Annotated in this window: 20 protein-coding genes and 1 pseudogene; 18 read left to right on the forward strand and 3 right to left on the reverse strand. The window is 51.6% G+C overall.

Annotated features, from left to right (window positions below; translation table 11 throughout):
• The first annotated feature begins 7 nt into the window (after positions 1 to 7).
• The 4 genes from ABE504_RS32990 to ABE504_RS33005 all read left to right on the forward strand — a co-directional run bounded on the left by ABE504_RS32990 (position 8) and on the right by ABE504_RS33005 (position 5,082).
• A complete protein-coding gene (locus ABE504_RS32990; protein WP_430096978.1) occupies positions 8 to 298 on the forward strand; it encodes a Dabb family protein in 291 nt (96 codons plus the stop codon).
• A gap of 162 nt (positions 299 to 460) precedes the next feature.
• Positions 461 to 1,480 (forward strand): M42 family metallopeptidase, encoded by a 1,020-nt coding sequence (locus tag ABE504_RS32995; protein ID WP_430097005.1) that lies wholly within the window; start codon positions 461 to 463, stop codon positions 1,478 to 1,480.
• The gene (locus ABE504_RS33000) at positions 1,477 to 3,432 is read left to right on the forward strand and encodes an ABC-F family ATP-binding cassette domain-containing protein (protein WP_430096979.1); all 1,956 of its coding nucleotides are present in this window, start codon (positions 1,477 to 1,479) and stop codon (positions 3,430 to 3,432) included. Before ABE504_RS32995 ends, ABE504_RS33000 begins: the two co-directional genes overlap by 4 nt.
• 36 nt (positions 3,433 to 3,468) lie before the next feature.
• Entirely contained in the window at positions 3,469 to 5,082 is a 1,614-nt protein-coding gene (locus tag ABE504_RS33005) for an ABC-F family ATP-binding cassette domain-containing protein (RefSeq protein ID WP_430096981.1), read from the forward strand.
• A gap of 100 nt (positions 5,083 to 5,182) precedes the next feature.
• On the opposite strand, the gene ABE504_RS33010 is transcribed toward ABE504_RS33005, so the two are convergent.
• Entirely contained in the window at positions 5,183 to 5,395 is a 213-nt protein-coding gene (locus ABE504_RS33010; protein WP_126144031.1) for a hypothetical protein, read from the reverse strand.
• A gap of 72 nt (positions 5,396 to 5,467) precedes the next feature.
• On the opposite strand from ABE504_RS33010, the gene ABE504_RS33015 reads away from it, so the two are divergent.
• The 3 genes from ABE504_RS33015 to kapB are packed head-to-tail and all read left to right on the forward strand — an operon-like array spanning position 5,468 to position 6,742.
• Complete coding sequence (locus tag ABE504_RS33015) at positions 5,468 to 5,986, forward strand: hypothetical protein (protein WP_430096982.1); 519 nt, start codon at positions 5,468 to 5,470, stop codon at positions 5,984 to 5,986.
• A 4-nt stretch (positions 5,987 to 5,990) separates the two neighbouring features.
• Positions 5,991 to 6,341 (forward strand): thioredoxin family protein, encoded by a 351-nt coding sequence (locus tag ABE504_RS33020; protein ID WP_430096983.1) that lies wholly within the window; start codon positions 5,991 to 5,993, stop codon positions 6,339 to 6,341.
• Positions 6,338 to 6,742: a sporulation phosphorelay system protein KapB gene (gene kapB, locus ABE504_RS33025; RefSeq protein WP_430096985.1), complete on the forward strand. Its 405-nt coding sequence runs from the start codon at positions 6,338 to 6,340 to the stop codon at positions 6,740 to 6,742. Before ABE504_RS33020 ends, kapB begins: the two co-directional genes overlap by 4 nt.
• 11 nt (positions 6,743 to 6,753) lie before the next feature.
• Here kapB and ABE504_RS33030 read toward each other — a convergent pair whose 3' ends face one another.
• Positions 6,754 to 6,975 (reverse strand): hypothetical protein, encoded by a 222-nt coding sequence (locus ABE504_RS33030; RefSeq protein ID WP_430096987.1) that lies wholly within the window; start codon positions 6,973 to 6,975, stop codon positions 6,754 to 6,756.
• A 241-nt stretch (positions 6,976 to 7,216) separates the two neighbouring features.
• On the opposite strand from ABE504_RS33030, the gene ABE504_RS33035 reads away from it, so the two are divergent.
• The 6 genes from ABE504_RS33035 to ABE504_RS33060 all read left to right on the forward strand — a co-directional run bounded on the left by ABE504_RS33035 (position 7,217) and on the right by ABE504_RS33060 (position 13,572).
• Positions 7,217 to 8,290: a Gfo/Idh/MocA family protein gene (locus tag ABE504_RS33035; RefSeq protein WP_430096988.1), complete on the forward strand. Its 1,074-nt coding sequence runs from the start codon at positions 7,217 to 7,219 to the stop codon at positions 8,288 to 8,290.
• A gap of 20 nt (positions 8,291 to 8,310) precedes the next feature.
• Positions 8,311 to 8,925 (forward strand): trimeric intracellular cation channel family protein, encoded by a 615-nt coding sequence (locus tag ABE504_RS33040; protein ID WP_430096989.1) that lies wholly within the window; start codon positions 8,311 to 8,313, stop codon positions 8,923 to 8,925.
• Positions 8,926 to 8,973: 48 nt separating this feature from the next.
• Positions 8,974 to 9,456 (forward strand): hypothetical protein, encoded by a 483-nt coding sequence (locus tag ABE504_RS33045; protein ID WP_430096990.1) that lies wholly within the window; start codon positions 8,974 to 8,976, stop codon positions 9,454 to 9,456.
• A gap of 159 nt (positions 9,457 to 9,615) precedes the next feature.
• Complete coding sequence (locus ABE504_RS33050) at positions 9,616 to 10,728, forward strand: GerAB/ArcD/ProY family transporter (RefSeq protein ID WP_430096991.1); 1,113 nt, start codon at positions 9,616 to 9,618, stop codon at positions 10,726 to 10,728.
• Positions 10,729 to 10,760: 32 nt separating this feature from the next.
• The gene (locus ABE504_RS33055; RefSeq protein WP_430096993.1) at positions 10,761 to 12,368 is read left to right on the forward strand and encodes a spore germination protein; all 1,608 of its coding nucleotides are present in this window, start codon (positions 10,761 to 10,763) and stop codon (positions 12,366 to 12,368) included.
• 1 nt (position 12,369) lies between these two features.
• Positions 12,370 to 13,572, forward strand: coding sequence for a Ger(x)C family spore germination protein (locus ABE504_RS33060; protein WP_430096995.1), 1,203 nt, complete (start codon positions 12,370 to 12,372; stop codon positions 13,570 to 13,572).
• 45 nt (positions 13,573 to 13,617) lie between these two features.
• Here ABE504_RS33060 and ABE504_RS33065 read toward each other — a convergent pair whose 3' ends face one another.
• Positions 13,618 to 13,836 (reverse strand): hypothetical protein, encoded by a 219-nt coding sequence (locus tag ABE504_RS33065; protein WP_430096997.1) that lies wholly within the window; start codon positions 13,834 to 13,836, stop codon positions 13,618 to 13,620.
• A gap of 160 nt (positions 13,837 to 13,996) precedes the next feature.
• Between ABE504_RS33065 and ABE504_RS33070 the strand changes: the two genes are divergently transcribed.
• The 5 genes and pseudogenes from ABE504_RS33070 to ABE504_RS33090 all read left to right on the forward strand — a co-directional run.
• Positions 13,997 to 14,149, forward strand: a complete 153-nt coding sequence (locus tag ABE504_RS33070) for a hypothetical protein (RefSeq protein WP_430096998.1) — start codon at positions 13,997 to 13,999, stop codon at positions 14,147 to 14,149.
• A gap of 23 nt (positions 14,150 to 14,172) precedes the next feature.
• Positions 14,173 to 14,868 carry a hypothetical protein gene (locus ABE504_RS33075; protein ID WP_430096999.1) on the forward strand — a complete coding sequence of 232 codons (696 nt, stop codon included), beginning with the start codon at positions 14,173 to 14,175 and terminating at the stop codon, positions 14,866 to 14,868.
• Positions 14,869 to 14,984: 116 nt separating this feature from the next.
• Positions 14,985 to 15,200 (forward strand): hypothetical protein, encoded by a 216-nt coding sequence (locus tag ABE504_RS33080; RefSeq protein ID WP_430097001.1) that lies wholly within the window; start codon positions 14,985 to 14,987, stop codon positions 15,198 to 15,200.
• Between the two features lie 68 nt (positions 15,201 to 15,268).
• Positions 15,269 to 16,147 carry an ATP-binding protein gene (locus tag ABE504_RS33085; protein ID WP_430097002.1) on the forward strand — a complete coding sequence of 293 codons (879 nt, stop codon included), beginning with the start codon at positions 15,269 to 15,271 and terminating at the stop codon, positions 16,145 to 16,147.
• Positions 16,128 to 17,218 (forward strand): annotated as a pseudogene (locus tag ABE504_RS33090) (nitric oxide reductase activation protein NorD); the annotation flags it as partial. The gene ABE504_RS33085 and the pseudogene ABE504_RS33090, both read left to right, overlap by 20 nt.

The following is a 17,218-nucleotide window of genomic DNA, read 5'->3' on the forward strand; positions in this document are numbered from 1 at the left end:
TTTTCACATGTTGACACACGTTGTATTTTTTAAATTGAAGGATCGCAGCCCGGAAGCGATTGAAGCAACGAAAGCAGTGCTGACGAACATGGAAGGCAAAATCCCCGTGTTAAAGTCGATTGAAGTGGGGACAGACGTACTTCACTCGGAGCGTTCCTACGATATCGCGCTCATTACGAGATTCGATTCGTTGGACGATTTGAAAGTATACGACAAGCATCCGATTCATGAGGGCGTTAAGGCGCATATGAAGACGGTGCTGGACGGCACCTCCATCTGCGTTGACTTTATCAGCTAATCTAAGTTTGAAAAACCAAGGAGAACAGTGTAGTATCCTTAGAAGAGCAATTTTCTAACGGCTGCACTGTTCTTTGTGTGTTTGCGCGAAAGATTATTTTTATAGAATGACCTCTAGAAAAGGGAGGGTTCCTGTTTGAAATCGAAATTAAACAAAGCATATATGACTGAAATTCTGGAGCTCTTGCTGCGGACGCCAAGCCCGACCGGGTATACGCATCACATTATGCAAAAGGTCGAGCAGGAAGTGAGCAAGCTGGGGCTCGAGCTGACATACACCCATAAAGGGTGCGGCATCGTCACGATTCCGGGCAGCCGCTCGGAGCGGGTCATTGGCATTTCCGCGCATGTGGACACGCTGGGGGCTATGGTGCGCTCTATCAAAGAGAGCGGCACGCTCAAGATTACATCGCTCGGAGGTTTTATGATGGGCGCAATTGAAAACGAATACGTGCAGATTCATACGCGCGACGAGCGTATGTATGACGGCACGATTCTAACTTCGCGGCCGTCCGTGCATGTGTACGAAGATGCCCGTGAGTATAAGCGCGATGAAGCGAACATGGAAGTGCGGATCGATGAGCTGGTCAAATCGAAAAAGGATGTGCAGGCGCTCGGCATTCGCGTCGGCGATTTCATCTCGTTCGACCCGCGTGTGCAGGTGAAGGCGAACGGATATGTCAAGTCACGGCATTTGGACGATAAGGCCAGTGTTGCTTCCTTATTCGGTCTGCTTCGGCTGATCAAAGAGGAAGGGATTCAACCGCTTTATACGGTGAAATTCTTCTTCTCTACGTACGAAGAGGTCGGCCACGGCTCGGCGTTTATTCCAGAGGATATTACGGATTTCATCGCGGTGGATATGGGCGCGCTCGGCGACGATCTCAGCGGCAGCGAGCTGGATGTGTCGATTTGCGCCAAGGACTCGTCAGGCCCATACGACTATCAGATGACGACGCGCATGATTGAACTGGCGGAAAAGCTGGAAATCGGCTATGCGGTCGATATTTATCCGCGCTACGGCTCGGACGCTTCCGCAGCGCTCCGCGGCGGCCGCGATATTCGCGCTGCGTTGGTGGGACCGGGCGTGCATGCGTCGCATAGCATGGAACGAACCCATATGGATGCCGTCGTGAATACGGCTGCGCTGCTTGCGGCGTACATTCAGGAGCCGGTGCAATGAATATACTAAGTGCAGTCGACATTACCAAATCATACGGAGACAAAGTGCTCCTGGACAACATTTCGTTCACGCTCAACGAAAAACAGCGCATCGGCCTGATCGGCGTGAACGGCACGGGCAAATCGACCCTGCTGAAGCTGCTGGCAGGGCTGGAATCCCCGGATCGCGGCAAGCTTGTGCACGCGAACCATTTTCGGGTGGAATACTTGCCGCAGAACCCGGAGTTCGATCCGAACTCCACGGTCCTTGAGCAAGTATTCCACGGGGACTCCCCGCTCATGGTCACGCTCCGCGACTATGAGCGGGCTCTTGCGGAGCTGGAGGCGTACCCCTCCAGCGAAGCCAAACAAACGCGTCTGTTCCGTGCCCAGACGCGCATGGATGAGCAAGGTGCCTGGGAAGCCGGCACCATTGCCAAAACCGTGCTGATGAAGCTCGGCATCAGCGAGTTCGACAAGCCCGTCGGCCTCCTGTCGGGCGGGCAGCGCAAACGCGTGGCGATGGCACGCGTGCTCATTCAGCCGGCGGATCTGCTCATTCTGGATGAGCCGACGAACCATATCGACAACGAGACCGCGATCTGGCTCGAGGAGTTCCTCAGCAAATGGCGCGGCGCGTTGCTGCTTGTGACGCATGACCGGTACTTCCTGGAGCGCGTCACGACGCGCATCCTGGAACTCGACCGGGGCAAGGTCTACAGCTATGAAGGAAACTACGCGTGGTTCCTGGAGAAAAAGGCGGAGCGGATGGAGTCCGAAGCCGCCTCCGAAGATAAGCGGCAGAATCTGCTTCGCCGCGAATTGGCTTGGCTGCGACGCGGTGCGAAGGCGCGGACGACCAAACAGAAGGCGCGCGTGCAGCGCGCCGAAGACTTAAGGGACCGCAAGGTCGACGGTCCCGCGGATAAGCTGGACATGGCGCTGGCGGGCAGCCGCTTGGGCAAAAAGGTGATGGAGCTGCAAGGCATCTCCAAATCTTTTAGCCAAGGGAAGACGCTGCTCAGCGACTTCAGCTACATCGTGATGCCGAAGGATCGCCTCGGCATCATCGGGCCGAACGGCAGCGGCAAATCGACGCTGCTGAACATGCTCGCGGGCCGCATCCTGCCGGACAGCGGCGTCATCGAAACCGGTGCAACCGTGAAGCTGGCGTACTACACGCAGGAGAACATCGAAATGGACCCGAACATGCGGGTCATTGCGTATATTAAAGAAGGCGCGGAGCAGATCCGCACCGCGGACGGCGAAACGATTTCCGCTGCCCAGATGCTGGAGCGGTTCCTCTTTTCCCCGAATCTGCAATGGTCGCCGATCGGCAAGCTGTCCGGCGGTGAACGCCGGAGGCTGTACCTGCTGCGCACGCTGATGGGCGAGCCGAATGTGCTGCTGCTTGATGAGCCGACGAACGACCTCGACATTCAGACGCTGACGATCCTGGAGGACTACCTCGATACGTTCCCGGGCGCCGTCGTCACGGTGTCCCATGATCGCTACTTTTTGGATCGGACCGTCACACATCTGTTTGCTTTCGACGGGAAGGGTAGGATAGAGCCCTATTTCGGTACCTATTCGGACTATCTGGAAGAGCTGCGCGAGCAGGAGGAAGCGGAGCAAGCAGAGAAAGAACGGCTTCGCCAAGCGAGCAACGCAAAGAACGACGCAGCGAAAGCTTCCGCAGCGCCGCAGAACTCCGCGACTTCCGGCAGCGCCCGCCCGAAGAAGCTCACCTTCAAGGAACAGAAGGAATGGGACGAAATCGAGAGCGTCATTGCCGCTTTGGAAGACAAACTTGCCTCGCTGCAAGCGGAGAGCGCGGCCAACAGCACGAACTACGACCGTGTGCGCGATCTCTACGAGCAAGAGCAGCAAACCGCAGCCGAGCTCGAAGCGGCGATGGAAAGATGGACTTATTTATCCGAGTTAGTAGAAGAAATAGAGCGAAATAAGGTATGATAGAGAAAATAAGCAAAAAGGCAGGTATTTCATTCAATGATTAGCGTAAATAACGTAACGCTTCGTTACGGCAAGAGAGCTCTTTTCGAAGATGCCAACATTAAATTCACGCCGGGCAACTGCTACGGGCTCATCGGAGCGAACGGTGCGGGTAAATCCACATTTCTGAAAATTTTGTCCGGTGAAATTGAACCGAATACAGGCGAAGTCAACATTACGCCCGGCGAGCGCATGGCGGTCCTGAAACAAAACCACTACGAATTCGATGAAATCGAAGTGCTCAAAACGGTCATCATGGGTCATGCGAGACTGTTCAAAATTATGGAAGAGAAAGACGCGCTCTATGCGAAAGCAGATTTCTCTGAAGAAGACGGAATGCGCGCGGCTGAGCTGGAAGGCGAATTCCAGGATCTGGACGGCTGGCAAGCGGAATCCGATGCGGCAGAGCTATTGATCGGCCTTGGTATTCCGACATCGCTGCATGATACGAAGATGAAAGATCTGGACGGCAACGAAAAGGTCCGCGTTCTCCTGGCACAAGCCTTGTTCGGCAACCCGAACATTCTACTCCTCGATGAGCCTACCAACCATTTGAACATGGAGTCCATTAAATGGCTGGAAAACTTCCTTTCCCGCTTTGAAGGCACCGTTATCGTCGTATCTCACGATCGTCACTTCTTGAACCAAGTATGTACGCACATCGCGGATATTGACTTTGGCAAAATCCAAATGTATGTCGGCAACTACGATTTCTGGTATGAATCCAGTCAACTGGCGCTTCGTTTGGCGCGCGACGCCAACAAGAAAACAGAAGAGAAGCGGAAAGAGCTCGAAGCGTTTATCGCTCGTTTCAGTGCGAACGCGTCCAAATCGAAGCAAGCGACTTCCCGTAAAAAGCAGCTGGAAAAGCTTACGCTTGAAGATATTCGTCCATCCTCCCGCAAATATCCGTTCATTCATTTCAAAGGCGAGCGCGAAGCCGGCAAGCAGTTGCTGACGGTTGAAGGCATTTCCAAAACGATTGACGGCGTGCAAGTGTTGAACAACGTGTCCTTTACCCTGAACAAAGGGGATAAAGTGGCCTTTGTCGGACCGGACGGTATCGCGAAAACGACGCTGTTCAAAATTTTGATGGGCGAACTGGAAGCGGACAGCGGAACGTATACATGGGGCGTCACGACGTCGCAGGCGTATTTCCCGAAAGACAGTCAGGATTACTTCAACTCCGATTTATCGCTGGTAGATTGGCTGCGTCAGTACTCCAAAGATCCGGATGAGTCATTCCTCCGCGGATTCTTAGGCCGTATGCTGTTCTCCGGGGAAGAGGCGCTCAAAAAAGCGAACGTTCTGTCCGGAGGCGAAAAAGTACGCTGCATGTTCTCCAAAATGATGCTGAGCGGCGCGAACGTGCTGATTCTCGACGAGCCGACGAACCACTTGGATCTCGAGTCCATCACGGCGCTGAATAACGGTCTTGTTGATTTTGACGGCACGATGCTGTTCGTTTCCCATGACCACCAGTTCATCCAAACGATTGCGAACCGCATCATGGAGCTGACGCCGAAAGGTATCATCGACAAGATGATAACGTACGACGAGTACCTGGAGAGCGACGAGATTAAAAAGCAGCAAGAAGCGCACTATGCGTAAGCTGTTGCAGGCACGATAACGGCAAAGCGCCCTGGCACATGATGTGCAGGGCGCTTTGATTTTGCATTGCTTGCCGTGAACCGGCAGCGGACGTGGTGCTCTAGCTGCCGCCTGTGCGGCGACGTTGATTGTTGACTTTTTTGGTCATTTGGCTTTTCGCGGTTTGGTTCATACCGCCTGCTTGTTTAGGATTTGCACGAGCTGCAGCTTGATCAGCTTTCTTTTGGGCGAGCTTTTGCTTCATGGCTTCGGCCAGGCTGACCTTTTTAACCCCAGGGGTTTGCTCTTGCCCTTCTAACGGCTTGTCTGACATAGGAACACCTTCTTTTACGTGGTATGCTTATAGTATAATCGAATCAAAGGAAAGATGAAAGAAGGTGCGCAGGTGTTTGATCCAACGATCTATGACAACATCAAAGTCGTACTGGAAGGCGCTGTCTACGATTACGATTTGGAAGGCAGAATCATCATTACGCGCAGGGAGGACCGCATTGATCTCTCCTCGATGTCGCGCACGTTTGCGATTGAATTTGCGAGGAGTGCGGACAAGCCCAGCCGGGCGGAAATTTATTTGCATGTCCATCTCAGCGACCTGGCAGCAGAAATTCTCGAGAATCCGAACGCCAAGCCGGGGTGCACGCTGCTGATTAAGTTCTACGCCAGCATAAACGAGCCTGATCGCGATTGCCCGAAGATTGACGCAGGGTTAAGCGCAATCTGGGCGCACCGGCCGCAAATTACCCAGCAGCTTTCGTACACGTACGGCCAGCCGGAGAAAACCTACCGCAACCAGATTACACTGTCCTTCGGACGCAAGGTCGATGAAAGTCAATTGGACGATTTTCCGGATCTGATCACGCACGCCCTCGAAAGCCTGATCTGGCTGGATGAGAGAAAGGAATAGCCCTATGCAAGAGCTGACGCAAAAAGAGCTGCTTACCCGCGCCGATGATGCGAGCTTGCAGCCTTTCGCCGTTCTGCTATATACGCCGCTGTGCGGCACTTGTCAATTGACGGAGCGGATGCTGACGATTCTCTTGACCATGAATCCATCGCTGCCGATCGTCAAAGGCAACATCAATTATATGCCGCTCGTGACCACCCAGTGGCAGATTACAAGCGTTCCCTGCATCGCCATGATTCGGCCGGGAGCGGAGAAACAGATGCTTTACCGGATGCAATCCGTCGATGAACTATATCGCAGGCTTACCATGTTCTTACAGCCTAGCCCACCCGAAAATGAGGTCGATCCTACATGAGCATTCAAATTGGCGATTTGGTTACTGCCGAATACAAAACAGGTATGTACTACGGTGAAGTCGTAGAGTTGACCAACAGCATGAAAGCGGCAGTGAAAATTCTCGCCGTCAACATTCATCCGACACAGGGGGACTTGCACAACCCGATGGATCCCGGCGTTCCGTTTTTCCATCAGAGACGTGCACTGGCCCATCAGGAAATCGCGCTGATGCCGCTGTCGACGATTCGTCCGTATGCAGGTGCGGTTCCCGATTACAAGGCGTCGCTGCACAGCGCGCTGCAGGATCAGATGGCGAAGCTTGCCGAATTGGAAAAGAAACCGGAATACGCAGCGTGGGCGAAACGTTCGCTCCAAGAGCTGGAGCAGCTTCACCAAGATTATTTTCCAAGCGTCAATTAATGCTGAAAATGTTAAGAAACTTCGAGGTACAGCTTTGTGCCGTCGTTGTATTTAAAAATCGCAACATCCCCAATGATCTCGATCATCGAGATCATTTTTAATTTTCTGCGAAACTCGAAATTGAACTCCAGCTCCGTTAACTTGCTTGAGAGCAGCTCCATATGGGATCGTTTATGAGTGAAATTCATAACCGGAATCAGTTTGTTTTTAAACTTAATCGTGATTGCTTGCATAGTGCTTACCTCCTTTACTAACTGCCTTGCTCATGTCTTAAGGATACATTTCAAATGTTAAAGATGTTTGCGCTCAACTATTAAGAAAGTTTTAGCAATACAGTATATGTAAATAATAACGATACTGGGCTAGTTCCCAAAAGATAAATTTCATCACAGTTAAAAACTCGTTGCAGCAATGAACAGCCCCATCTATAATGAATAAGATTGGTGAAAAACAGGTTCTGGAGGGTCCATTCGCATGACTGACAACAAACAAATCCGTATCGGCATCATCGGCTCCGGGAATATCGGGAACGTCCATATGGAAACATTTAAAGCTGTACCTGACTTCGTGCTGGCAGGAGTGACCGATGCCTACTTGCCGCTGGCGCAGGCCAGAGCGAAAGAGCACGGCATTGAACGTGTGTACGACAACGCAGATCAAATGCTGGCCGATTCTTCGATTGACGCGGTAGTGATCGCGGTGTCGAATGAATGGCACGCGCCGATTGCGGTGCAAGCGCTGGAAGCGGGCAAGCACGTGCTGCTCGAGAAGCCGATGGCGATTGATCTGGCGTCCGCCAAACGCATTGTGGAAGCGGAGCGCAAGTCCGGCAAAATCTTGATGATCCCGCATCAACTCCGCTGGGATGCCGTCGCGCTGGCGATCAAGGAGCAGACCCAGAAGGGCGCGCTCGGCCATATTTATCATGCCAAAGCAACGTACCTGCGCAGAAAAGGCATTCCGGGCTGGGGCACCTGGTTCACGCAAATGGACAAGTCCGGCGGCGGCCCGCTGATCGACCTTGGCGTACATATGCTGGATCTGACGCTCTACTTGATGGGCAATCCAAAGCCGGTGTCCGTCTACGGCGCGACGTACTCGGAATTTGGACCGCGCAAGCAAGGTATCGGTACCTGGGGCGCACCAAATTGGAACGGCCATTTTGATGTCGAAGATTTTGCGACGGCTCTGATTAAATTTGAAAACGGCGAAACGCTTTCCCTTGACGTATCGTGGGCAGGGCTGCTGGAAAACGACGGCCTGCCGAGCGTACAGCTCCTGGGAACAGAAGGCGGCGCCTATTTGAAAGGCAACAAAGGCAAGCTGCTTGCTGAGAAATTCGATCGGAAGGTCGATATTGAGCTGCCGGCTCCTGATAACGATGAACCGCGCGTGAATATGGTGAAGCATTTCCTTCACTGCATCCGCACTGGCCAGACGCCGATGACGTCCGTCATGACGGGGTATACGAACAATTTAATCCTCGACGCGATTTACCGTTCCTCCCGAACAGGCGACGAAATCAAGTTGAACTGGGACATCGAGTAGAGACAGGAGTTGCGAGGCGCGTGAATTGGGAGTTATTCAGTATCATCGGGACGATCGCGTTTGCCGTGAGCGGCGCGATTGTGGCGATGGAAGAGGAATATGATATATTAGGCGTGTATGTATTAGGACTGGTCACGGCTTTTGGCGGCGGGATCGTGCGCAACCTGCTGATTGGCAAACCCATTGTACTTCTGTGGGATCAAGGACTCTTTTTTCAAATTGCATTGTTTGCCATGACGCTTGTGTTTTTCCTGCCCGTGCGGTTTATTCGACTGTGGAAAACGTGGGAAGCGTTCTTCGATGCGATCGGGTTGGCGGCATTTTCCATCCAGGGTGCGCTTTACGCGACGAATATGGGCCATCCGCTTAGCGCGATTATCGTCGCGGCGGTCTTGACCGGGATCGGCGGGGGTATCATCCGCGATGTGTTGGCAGGGCGGAAGCCGATGGTGCTCAAGGATGAAATCTATGCGGTATGGGGCATGCTCGCCGGCGCCTTGATCGGTCTCGGCTGGTCGCAGGGAGGACTCGCGCTGGCAGGGCTGTTCGTCCTGATTGTTACGCTGCGGATGCTGTCCGTGTTCTACAAATGGAAGCTGCCGAAGCGTTCGCTGCGCGGTGCGATCGGCGAATAACGCCAAGAGCAAGCGGCGGGCGGCTGAATAGGAAAGGAGGTGGCTCATATGGATAATTCACTCACGGCGCAGCAGAAAATTGCGGCTGAAACGATCGCGGCACGCATCGTATCGGTGAAAGAACTGCTGCAAACCGAGCTGGATCTGTATGAAATTGCGAAAGACTCGGAAACGGGCGAGCATTATTTGCATTATGCGTACATGCATCGCGATTTTACGAATACCGGGGAGCCGGAATCGTTTCATTATTTGCTGCCGATCGACAGTGACGATGTGCTCGGGATGATTTTCGGCGAGCAGGGGTATGCGTATCCGGAGCATTGGCGATCCTCTTTTTTACGGAATGGGCCGGAAGGGTTCTACATCTGGTTTGACCCTTCGCATGAAGCCCAGCAGGACGAAGACGAAGCGTTTGCAGCAGACCTGCTGAGCAAGCTGCAGGCGTTCCGCGAGCAGGGACATGTCGATCCGGAATCGGTAAAGAAATTGCTTCAAGACATAGACGAAACCCGCGATAAAGAAAAAGAATAGCATTGGAAGAAGTCCGATGGCCGTGTGACGGTTGTCGGGCTTTTTTTGATTTCAAGGATTCAGGATTATAGTAATGGTTTCCACTCCTTTGAGCCATAATAAGGTAACATTCGACTTGCATAAGCAGATCTAGTTTTCGGCAGAAAGGAGAGGGGCAGCATGAAGGATAAAACGGTGATCAGCTCGAAGCAACTGTTCGCGATGATCATTTTATTCGAATTTGGCACCTCGCTAGTACTCCCTACGGGATTACAGGCAGAACAAGGTGCTTGGTTATCTCTTCTAATTGCGCTGCCGGCGGGTATTGTGTTGTATTTGATATTTGACTATTTGTATCGTCAATATCCCACGATGATTTTGAGTCAATATATCCGCAAAATCGTGGGTGCTTATGTCGGGTGGCCTCTCAGCTTGCTGTATATCTCCTTTTTCATCTATTGCGGGTCAAGAAACTTGCGGGAAGCTGGAGATTTGTTGATTACAACGTCCTATGATATGACGCCAATCTTCTACATTCATCTGACGATGATCATCGGTGTAATTTATGTCTTGCGCAAAGGGCTTGAAGTGCTGTTTCGACTCGGAGAAATCTATTTAATCATTACCTTATGCTTGGGATTATTCAGCCATATTATGATCTTAATCTCCGGGCTCGTTGATTATAAAAATTTACTGCCGATTAACGCAGGAGGGTGGAAAGCGATTCTGCATGCGGCTTTTCCGTTTACGTTTTCATTTCCATTTGCGGAAGTGATCACCTTCACAACGGTCCTGCCCCATATGAAAAATGCCAAGTTAGCGAAAAAAGCAGGAATCGCGGCAATGGCTTTCAGCGGAATAATGTTAAGTTACACGCATGCAATTGAGATTGCGGTGCTCGGTCCCGATATTTATGGGCGTGCTGTGTTTCCACTTCTCACGATGATAGGTATTGTTAATATCGCGGAATTTATACAGCGACTAGATGCCATGGTCATTTTAACGTTAATTATCGGCGTATTCTTTAAAATGACGGTCTATGCCTATGCAGCAATCAGTGTAGCGTCAGATATTTTTCGTATTGACGAGAAACGGAAAATGGCGTATCCCATTGGAATTATTATTTTGTTTATTTCCATGATGTCAGCCTGGAGTTTTCCAGAACATGGCGAAGAGGGGAATTTATCGGAATTGTTTATCCAACCTTTGTTCAATACCTACCTTCCTATCCTGATCTTTATCATAGTCGTAATCCGGAAATGGATTGATCGGTACCGGATGAATGGAGTTTGAGGATAGCTACTTTCGAGGAAGGGGGGCAATCAATGTTTCCTTGGAATAAATTTCGAAGTCAAAACGCTGGATATGTGAAAACGGGGGGGACATCCGTTGCAAGTGACAGCGAGAACCTACCATTCTCATCAGTCCTGGGGGAAAATCTCACATACATCAGAAACCTGCTCGGACATAGTCCGGATATCACCATTCGCCAATTGACCTTCAGCGCGACAAATACGCAAGTGGCCGTAGTCTATACGAATGGGGTCATTGACAAAGAACTGGTGAATAAGGTAGTCATTCACGGGCTGATGATTGAATCGCAGATAAACCAGGTGGATGGATCCTTTAATGAAAAAAGTACCGTTGATCTCATAAGGGACAATGTACTTTCAATTGGCGAAGTCAAACCTATGGATGATTGGAATCAAGCGATCCTTGCCATTTTATCCGGAGACACTGTCATTTTTATTGATGGCAGTTTGAATGTTTTGGCTTGTGGAACCAGAGGCGGAGAGACACGGAGCGTTAGTGAGCCCTCAACACAGGTCGTGATTCGCGGATCCAAGGAAGGATTTACAGAGTCTATCGGAACGAATGTTGCGCTTGTTCGAAGAAGAATTAAAAGTGCAAATTTATGGCTTGAAGCGATGAAACTTGGTCGTGTGACCCAAACCGACGTTGCCATCATGTATATTAAAGGGCTTGCAAACGAGAAAATCGTCGGGGAGATTAAACAAAGATTGAATAAGATCGATATTGACGGCATTCTGGAGTCGGGCTACATTGAGCAACTGATCCAAGATCGAACGATGACGATTTTTCCAACCCTCTATAATACGGAACGTCCGGATACGGTGGCGGGTAATCTGCTGGAAGGGAAAATTGCAATTTTCGTAGACGGAACGCCATTCGTGCTGCTTGCACCGGTCACTTTTTTTATGCATTTTCAATCCACGGAGGACTACTACCAGCGCTTTGAAGTTGCAACTGCAATCAGGCTGTTACGATTTGGAGCGTTGTTAATATCCCTATTCGTTCCTTCCATTTTCGTTGCTTCCATAACGTATCATCAAGAAATGATTCCAACGCCGCTGCTTATTAGTTTGATGGCCCAGAGGGAAAGTGTTCCATTTCCTGCATTTGTTGAAGCTGTTCTCATGGAAGTGACATTTGAAATTTTGCGTGAGGCGGGTATTCGCATGCCGCGAGCCATCGGTCAAGCGGTGTCTATCGTCGGTGCGTTGGTTCTCGGACAAGCTGCCGTAGAAGCAGGACTTATTTCGCCAGCTATGGTGATTGTTGTGTCAATTACAGGAATTTCCAGCTTTGCCACACCTGCGTACAGTATGGCACTCGCGGTACGTTTGCTTCGTTTCGCGATGATTATAGCAGCGGGCATTTTGGGTTTCTATGCCATTACCATTCTTAGTATCATAATCTTAGCTCATATGTGCGCATTAAGATCGTTTGGCATACCCTACATGGCTCCGATCGGCCCCTTTATTCTTGAAGACCAAACAGACACGTTTTTCAAGTTTCCTTTAAAGCAGTACTTTTCTCGCCCCCATTTAATCAGTCAAAGCCCTCCACAACAAATGGATAATAACGAGTCGACATCGGCGTCATCTCAGGAGCCGGCCAGGAGGAATTAACATGTGGAAGATGAAGCAAGGTGTCATCCTTGTGTGTCTATCTTCGCTTTGCTTGCTCACCGGATGTTGGAATGGACGAGAACTTCATAATATTTCGGTTGTTGTCGGGATGGGCATTGATAAGAATCCAAAAACTGATGAATACCGATTGTCCTTTCAAGTGGTTATTCCCAACTCTGCGGCAGTTGGAACTAGAGGCGGTGTGACAACATTGCCGGTTGTGATTCATACGGCTTCGGATGCTACACTATTCGGGGCATTGCGAAAAACGTCCAAGCTTGTTCCCCGACAATTATTTTTTGCCCATATTCAGCAAGTTGTGATTGGTGAAGAATTAGCGAAGAGTGGTATTGGTGATCTCTTTGATTTCTTCGAAAGATCCCACGAGCTTCGGTTGACTTCACATGTGCTCATTGCACGAGGGACGACGGCTGAAAAGGTTCTTCGCGTCTTAACTCCTATGGAGAAAAACCCCGCCGAAGGCATTGCAAAGCGACTGGAGTTAACCAGCAAAATCTATGCGGAAAACTTGGATACGAAAGTAACGGATGTGTTGAAAGCTTTGTTTGGCAGCGGCGAGGCGGCAATTAGCGGGGTAGGAATCACCGGGGAGCCTAAGCAAATAAGCGGGAAAGAGAATCTGACGCACATGAAACTGCCGAATTATATTCAAATTGAGGGCATTGCGATGTTTAAAAACAAAAAGCTCCTGAAATGGCTCGATGGAAAAGAAGCGCGGGGGGTTCTTTGGGTCCAGAATCAAATGAAAAACACGGTTACAAATTTAGCTTGTGAAAACAAGCAAAACGGTCTTTCCGTTGAATTGACGCGGTCCAAAACGAAAATTAAGGTTCGGATAGTACAAGATCAGCCCATTTTTCAGGTAAAAGTTGATGAAGAAGGCAGTTTAGGAGAAGTTCATTGCAAGGTGAATCCGAGCAAACGTGCTGAAATTTTGCATATTCAACAAGATTGGGAGAATGAAACGAAGCAAGAAATTATAGCAACGATAAAGACGGCACAGCGTTCGGGCAGCGATATTCTTGGATTTGACAAAGTGCTTAATCGAGAATACCCCGCCTACTGGAAAAAGGTGAAAGATGTCTGGCCGGAAAAGTTTGAAGAAATTAAAGTTGAAGTCGAGGTCAAGGCGTTTATCCGAAGGACCGGGATGCGAACCAAGCCGTACTTCTTTGAACAGTAAAAGATAACGCACAAAGTGCTCAATCGAGTCTGTGATGCGAAAAGTTTAGTTAGGATTCTTTTTGAATTTCATCGCGATGACCAGGAGGATCGGGAATAGGACAAGCAGCCCAATGATCCAATATTCACCTGGGGCAAATACATCGAAGGATTCCTTTAGCACATCCAGAGCTTCCGATAGCTGCATACCGGTTACGACATCTGTGATGACGAGGAACGACAGGCTGACGATAAAGATTGTGAAATAAGCGATAATAACCCTCATGCGAAATAGTCTCCTTGTTGATAAAACAGATGAGTTCTAATTTCCATCTTTTCCGCGTTACCTCTGGTTTATACGATCGTAAAAGCGGGATTGCGTCTGCGGCTAAAATGCGAAGAATTGGTTCATATTAACAATAGATGACCAGAAGGGGGAGAGCACGGTGGAAATGGGCTTGTATCAATTTGCCAATTTGGATGTGCATGAAGAGCTGCTGGCGGATCTGCGAAAGCTGGAATCGCGGATGCACGAAGAACTGGGCGTCGAAATTGCTTTAATTGCTTATACCAAAGAACCGCAAGAACAGAGCGGATAGATGACGATGTAGGGGGCTTAAACGTGAAGATAGGGAGAAGAATGAAGCAAAGTGCAGCGGCAATGGCATGTGTCATGGCGCTTACAGGTTGCTCCGCAGTACATTCCTCAGCAGGGACATCGCTTCAGCACCATGCGGCAGGCGACCATCACGATGCTGGCGCAGGGGCAGCGCCGCAGCCGAACCCGAACCCGCAGCAAACCGGACAAGCGTCTGCCCATCACATAGCAGCGGGGCAGACGATGCAGACCAGTGTGGCGATGGAGGGCGAGAATCACCGCAATACGCAAATCGCGATGAATCGGGAGCTGGCCGACCAGTTGATCCAGGAAGTGCATCTGGGCTCGACGTATGTGGCGATGACGGATCACTGCATCTACGTAGCGGTGGACATGGGTGGCTCGAAGGCCGGCAAAGGGGAAGAAAGTGCCTTGAGCAAGCAGGACGCGGTAACAGGCGCGGGCTTGTTCGGTTCTGGCGCTGGCGCGCAAATGGACTGGCGGACAGCGAAGCCGCTGGCACCTGAAACGCTTAACGGGATTAAGCGGATTTTGACGCGCATTTATCCCGATTCCCGCGTTTATATTTCCACGAACGCGAATTTTGTAGACCGCTTTATGTTCTATGACATGCAGCAGCGGGGTAACAAGCGAATGGACGCTTATCTCAATGAATTTAATACGATGGTGCAGTACGTATTTCCGAACGGAGCCTCTTGATGCAGGCAGCGGCCGGAGACGGAAGCAAGAAAGCCTCCAGCTGAAGCTGGGGGTTTTGCCATTTGCCGAAGCGCGTTCGGTATTTTTCGCGTGCTGGGGGAAAAGAAGGAGGATGTATGGGAGACAGATTTAAGGTTCGCGCGTATTGCTCTTCGCGCACATGCGACTATGTACATAAAGAGGATGTGATGACCGCGATTAACTACGAATCGGCGTTCAGTCTCGCGATTGCCTATAATGCTTATCCGGCTAAGCCGGGCTGTCCGTCTTGCGGACAGCCAATGACGTTCTATGCGCATAGCGTGCTTGAAGTGCCGTGGCCGAACGCTTGAGCTTGACAAGCTGTGCTCTCCTGTAGAATAGTTAGGGAATAACCTTTCAGGAGAGGATTTTGCTCGTTATGATGCATAAGCAATTCCCGTCAGAAGTCAGGCAGCATTTGGAGCACAAACAAACCGTGGTGCTTAGCCCGGAAGATCGCCGGTTGATCGGGACGGCCGGGTACGAAGCGCCTTCGGAGGATATTGTGACGGATGCCGTGCTTGCGATTTATTTGGGCAAAAATGTGCTGCTCAAAGGACCGACAGGCGCAGGCAAAACGAAGCTCGCCGAGCATATTTCCGCGCTTTTCGGGCTGCCGATGCACGCTGTCAACTGTTCGACGGATTTGGATGCCGAAGCGCTGCTGGGGTTCAAAACACTGCAGTTCAATGCGCTCGGGCAAAGTGAAATTGTTTTTATCCCTGGGCCCATTATGCAGGCTATGACCAAGGGTCACCTGCTTTATATTGACGAAATCAACATGGCGAAGCCGGAGACGCTGCCGTTAATCAACGGGGTGCTGGACCATCGTCGGTCGATTACGAACCCGTTCACGGGGGAAGTGGTCAGGGCGCATTCTGATTTTCGCGTCATTGCGGCGATTAACGAAGGCTACGTGGGCACGGTGCCGATGAATGAAGCGCTCAAAAACCGTTTTGTGACAGTTGACGTTCCATATCTGCAAGGAGAAGGGCTGCACATGCTGCTGCATAAAAATTCGATCCTGCGCGACGAGAAGCTGCTGCGAACGTTCGTTCAGCTATCGGCGGACCTGCTTGCGCTGATTGAAATGGGCCAACTGCCGGATGAGGCCGGTTCGATTCGCGCCTTGCTCGATGCTTGCGACTTGGCGGCATATATCCCGCCGAGACGTGCGGTGCAGCGCGCGATTGCGGATAAATTGGAAGATGAAAGGGAACGTGCGGCGGTTATGAATATTGCCGAGACGTTGCTATAAGGCGATGTTTGTAGGAAGCTTGAGTCTGCTGGACGAAAAAATCGATGCCAAGCTGCATATGCAGTTGGTGGATTTGGCGCGTTTGTTTACTGGGCGCAAAGAGCTCGAGGTGGAGGCGGCTTATCACGCGCACTACGCATCGGATGAACGGAAATTAACCGTGAGCCAATTTTGGTGGGATTACGGCTTGCTGGATAAAACGGCCGGGATGAAAACCGATGTGTATTTACGCGCGCTGGGCAGCGGCTGGTTTACTGGCGCGGCGGCAGTTCGCGGGTATCTGGCTTACAGTTCGGGTACATCGATGCCCAAGCTGGCGAATAGCGTATTTGCGCTCTGCGAGGATATGCGGCTGGAGCGCATTTGCCGTCGGCTGCGCCCGGGGACGGGAGCGGTCTTCGCACACCGGCACCGGATTCTCGCTAGCTACTACGCGCATAAGCTGCAGGTACATTTGCGCAAAGGGGAATTGGCCGATGCGGCGGTGCTGCTGCTGTACGGTTGGTTTACCGGCCAAGCGTGGCACGGCGAGCTGCCGGGGCAGTTCAGCGCGCTGGCTGACGCAATCGCGCGGACGTTTCCATTGCTGGAGCAGGTGGAAGAAGCCCAGCATACCGAGGATGTCGCGCAGGTGTGCCGCTTGCTGCTGGAGCTGTTGACGCCGTTTGTGGGCGCGGATGCGTCTGCGGCGTATTTTTGGGTGCAGGTGGGCAACGGGGCGGCGCAGCCGCTGCCTGCCGATTATCGCGGCGAGCTGAAGCGGGCGAAGCCGCTCGCCGGTAGTGCGGTGCTCCCCGACGTGGACGGGGAGCGGCAATTGCCGGGCCAGGAGCGTATGCCAACCTGGCACCGGGAAACCTCGGACCGCAGCCCGGGGCTGCTGCGGTTCGAGCTTGAGCGCGGCTCCCGGACCGCCGCGGAGGGTTCGGCGCCCCGCGAGGGCGATGCCGCCGATCAGGCGCTCGCCCTCGCCCAGGGGCGCTCGCAGCGCGCCAAGCGCACCGGCGCCGCCCGCACGGCGCGGCGCGAAGCGGTCGTGCCCCCGGACGGCAGGGCCGGGGGAGCTTCTTT

The sequence above is a fragment of the Paenibacillus oryzisoli genome, from assembly GCF_050467285.1.
Taxonomy (GTDB): Bacteria; Bacillota; Bacilli; order Paenibacillales; family NBRC-103111; genus Paenibacillus_E; species Paenibacillus_E oryzisoli_A.

Excerpts from the sequence above, each read along its gene's own strand:
- ABE504_RS32990 (WP_430096978.1), top strand. The coding sequence starts at position 8 with ATGTTGACACACGTTGTATTTTTTAAATTGAAGGATCGCAGCCCGGAA.
- ABE504_RS32995 (WP_430097005.1), top strand. The coding sequence starts at position 461 with ATGACTGAAATTCTGGAGCTCTTGCTGCGGACGCCAAGCCCGACCGGG.
- ABE504_RS33000 (WP_430096979.1), top strand. The coding sequence starts at position 1,477 with ATGAATATACTAAGTGCAGTCGACATTACCAAATCATACGGAGACAAA.
- ABE504_RS33005 (WP_430096981.1), top strand. The coding sequence starts at position 3,469 with ATGATTAGCGTAAATAACGTAACGCTTCGTTACGGCAAGAGAGCTCTT.
- ABE504_RS33010 (WP_126144031.1), bottom strand. The coding sequence starts at position 5,395 with ATGTCAGACAAGCCGTTAGAAGGGCAAGAGCAAACCCCTGGGGTTAAA.
- ABE504_RS33020 (WP_430096983.1), top strand. The coding sequence starts at position 5,991 with ATGCAAGAGCTGACGCAAAAAGAGCTGCTTACCCGCGCCGATGATGCG.
- kapB (WP_430096985.1), top strand. The coding sequence starts at position 6,338 with ATGAGCATTCAAATTGGCGATTTGGTTACTGCCGAATACAAAACAGGT.
- ABE504_RS33030 (WP_430096987.1), bottom strand. The coding sequence starts at position 6,975 with ATGCAAGCAATCACGATTAAGTTTAAAAACAAACTGATTCCGGTTATG.
- ABE504_RS33035 (WP_430096988.1), top strand. The coding sequence starts at position 7,217 with ATGACTGACAACAAACAAATCCGTATCGGCATCATCGGCTCCGGGAAT.
- ABE504_RS33045 (WP_430096990.1), top strand. The coding sequence starts at position 8,974 with ATGGATAATTCACTCACGGCGCAGCAGAAAATTGCGGCTGAAACGATC.
- ABE504_RS33050 (WP_430096991.1), top strand. The coding sequence starts at position 9,616 with ATGAAGGATAAAACGGTGATCAGCTCGAAGCAACTGTTCGCGATGATC.
- ABE504_RS33055 (WP_430096993.1), top strand. The coding sequence starts at position 10,761 with ATGTTTCCTTGGAATAAATTTCGAAGTCAAAACGCTGGATATGTGAAA.
- ABE504_RS33060 (WP_430096995.1), top strand. The coding sequence starts at position 12,370 with ATGTGGAAGATGAAGCAAGGTGTCATCCTTGTGTGTCTATCTTCGCTT.
- ABE504_RS33065 (WP_430096997.1), bottom strand. The coding sequence starts at position 13,836 with ATGAGGGTTATTATCGCTTATTTCACAATCTTTATCGTCAGCCTGTCG.
- ABE504_RS33080 (WP_430097001.1), top strand. The coding sequence starts at position 14,985 with ATGGGAGACAGATTTAAGGTTCGCGCGTATTGCTCTTCGCGCACATGC.
- ABE504_RS33085 (WP_430097002.1), top strand. The coding sequence starts at position 15,269 with ATGATGCATAAGCAATTCCCGTCAGAAGTCAGGCAGCATTTGGAGCAC.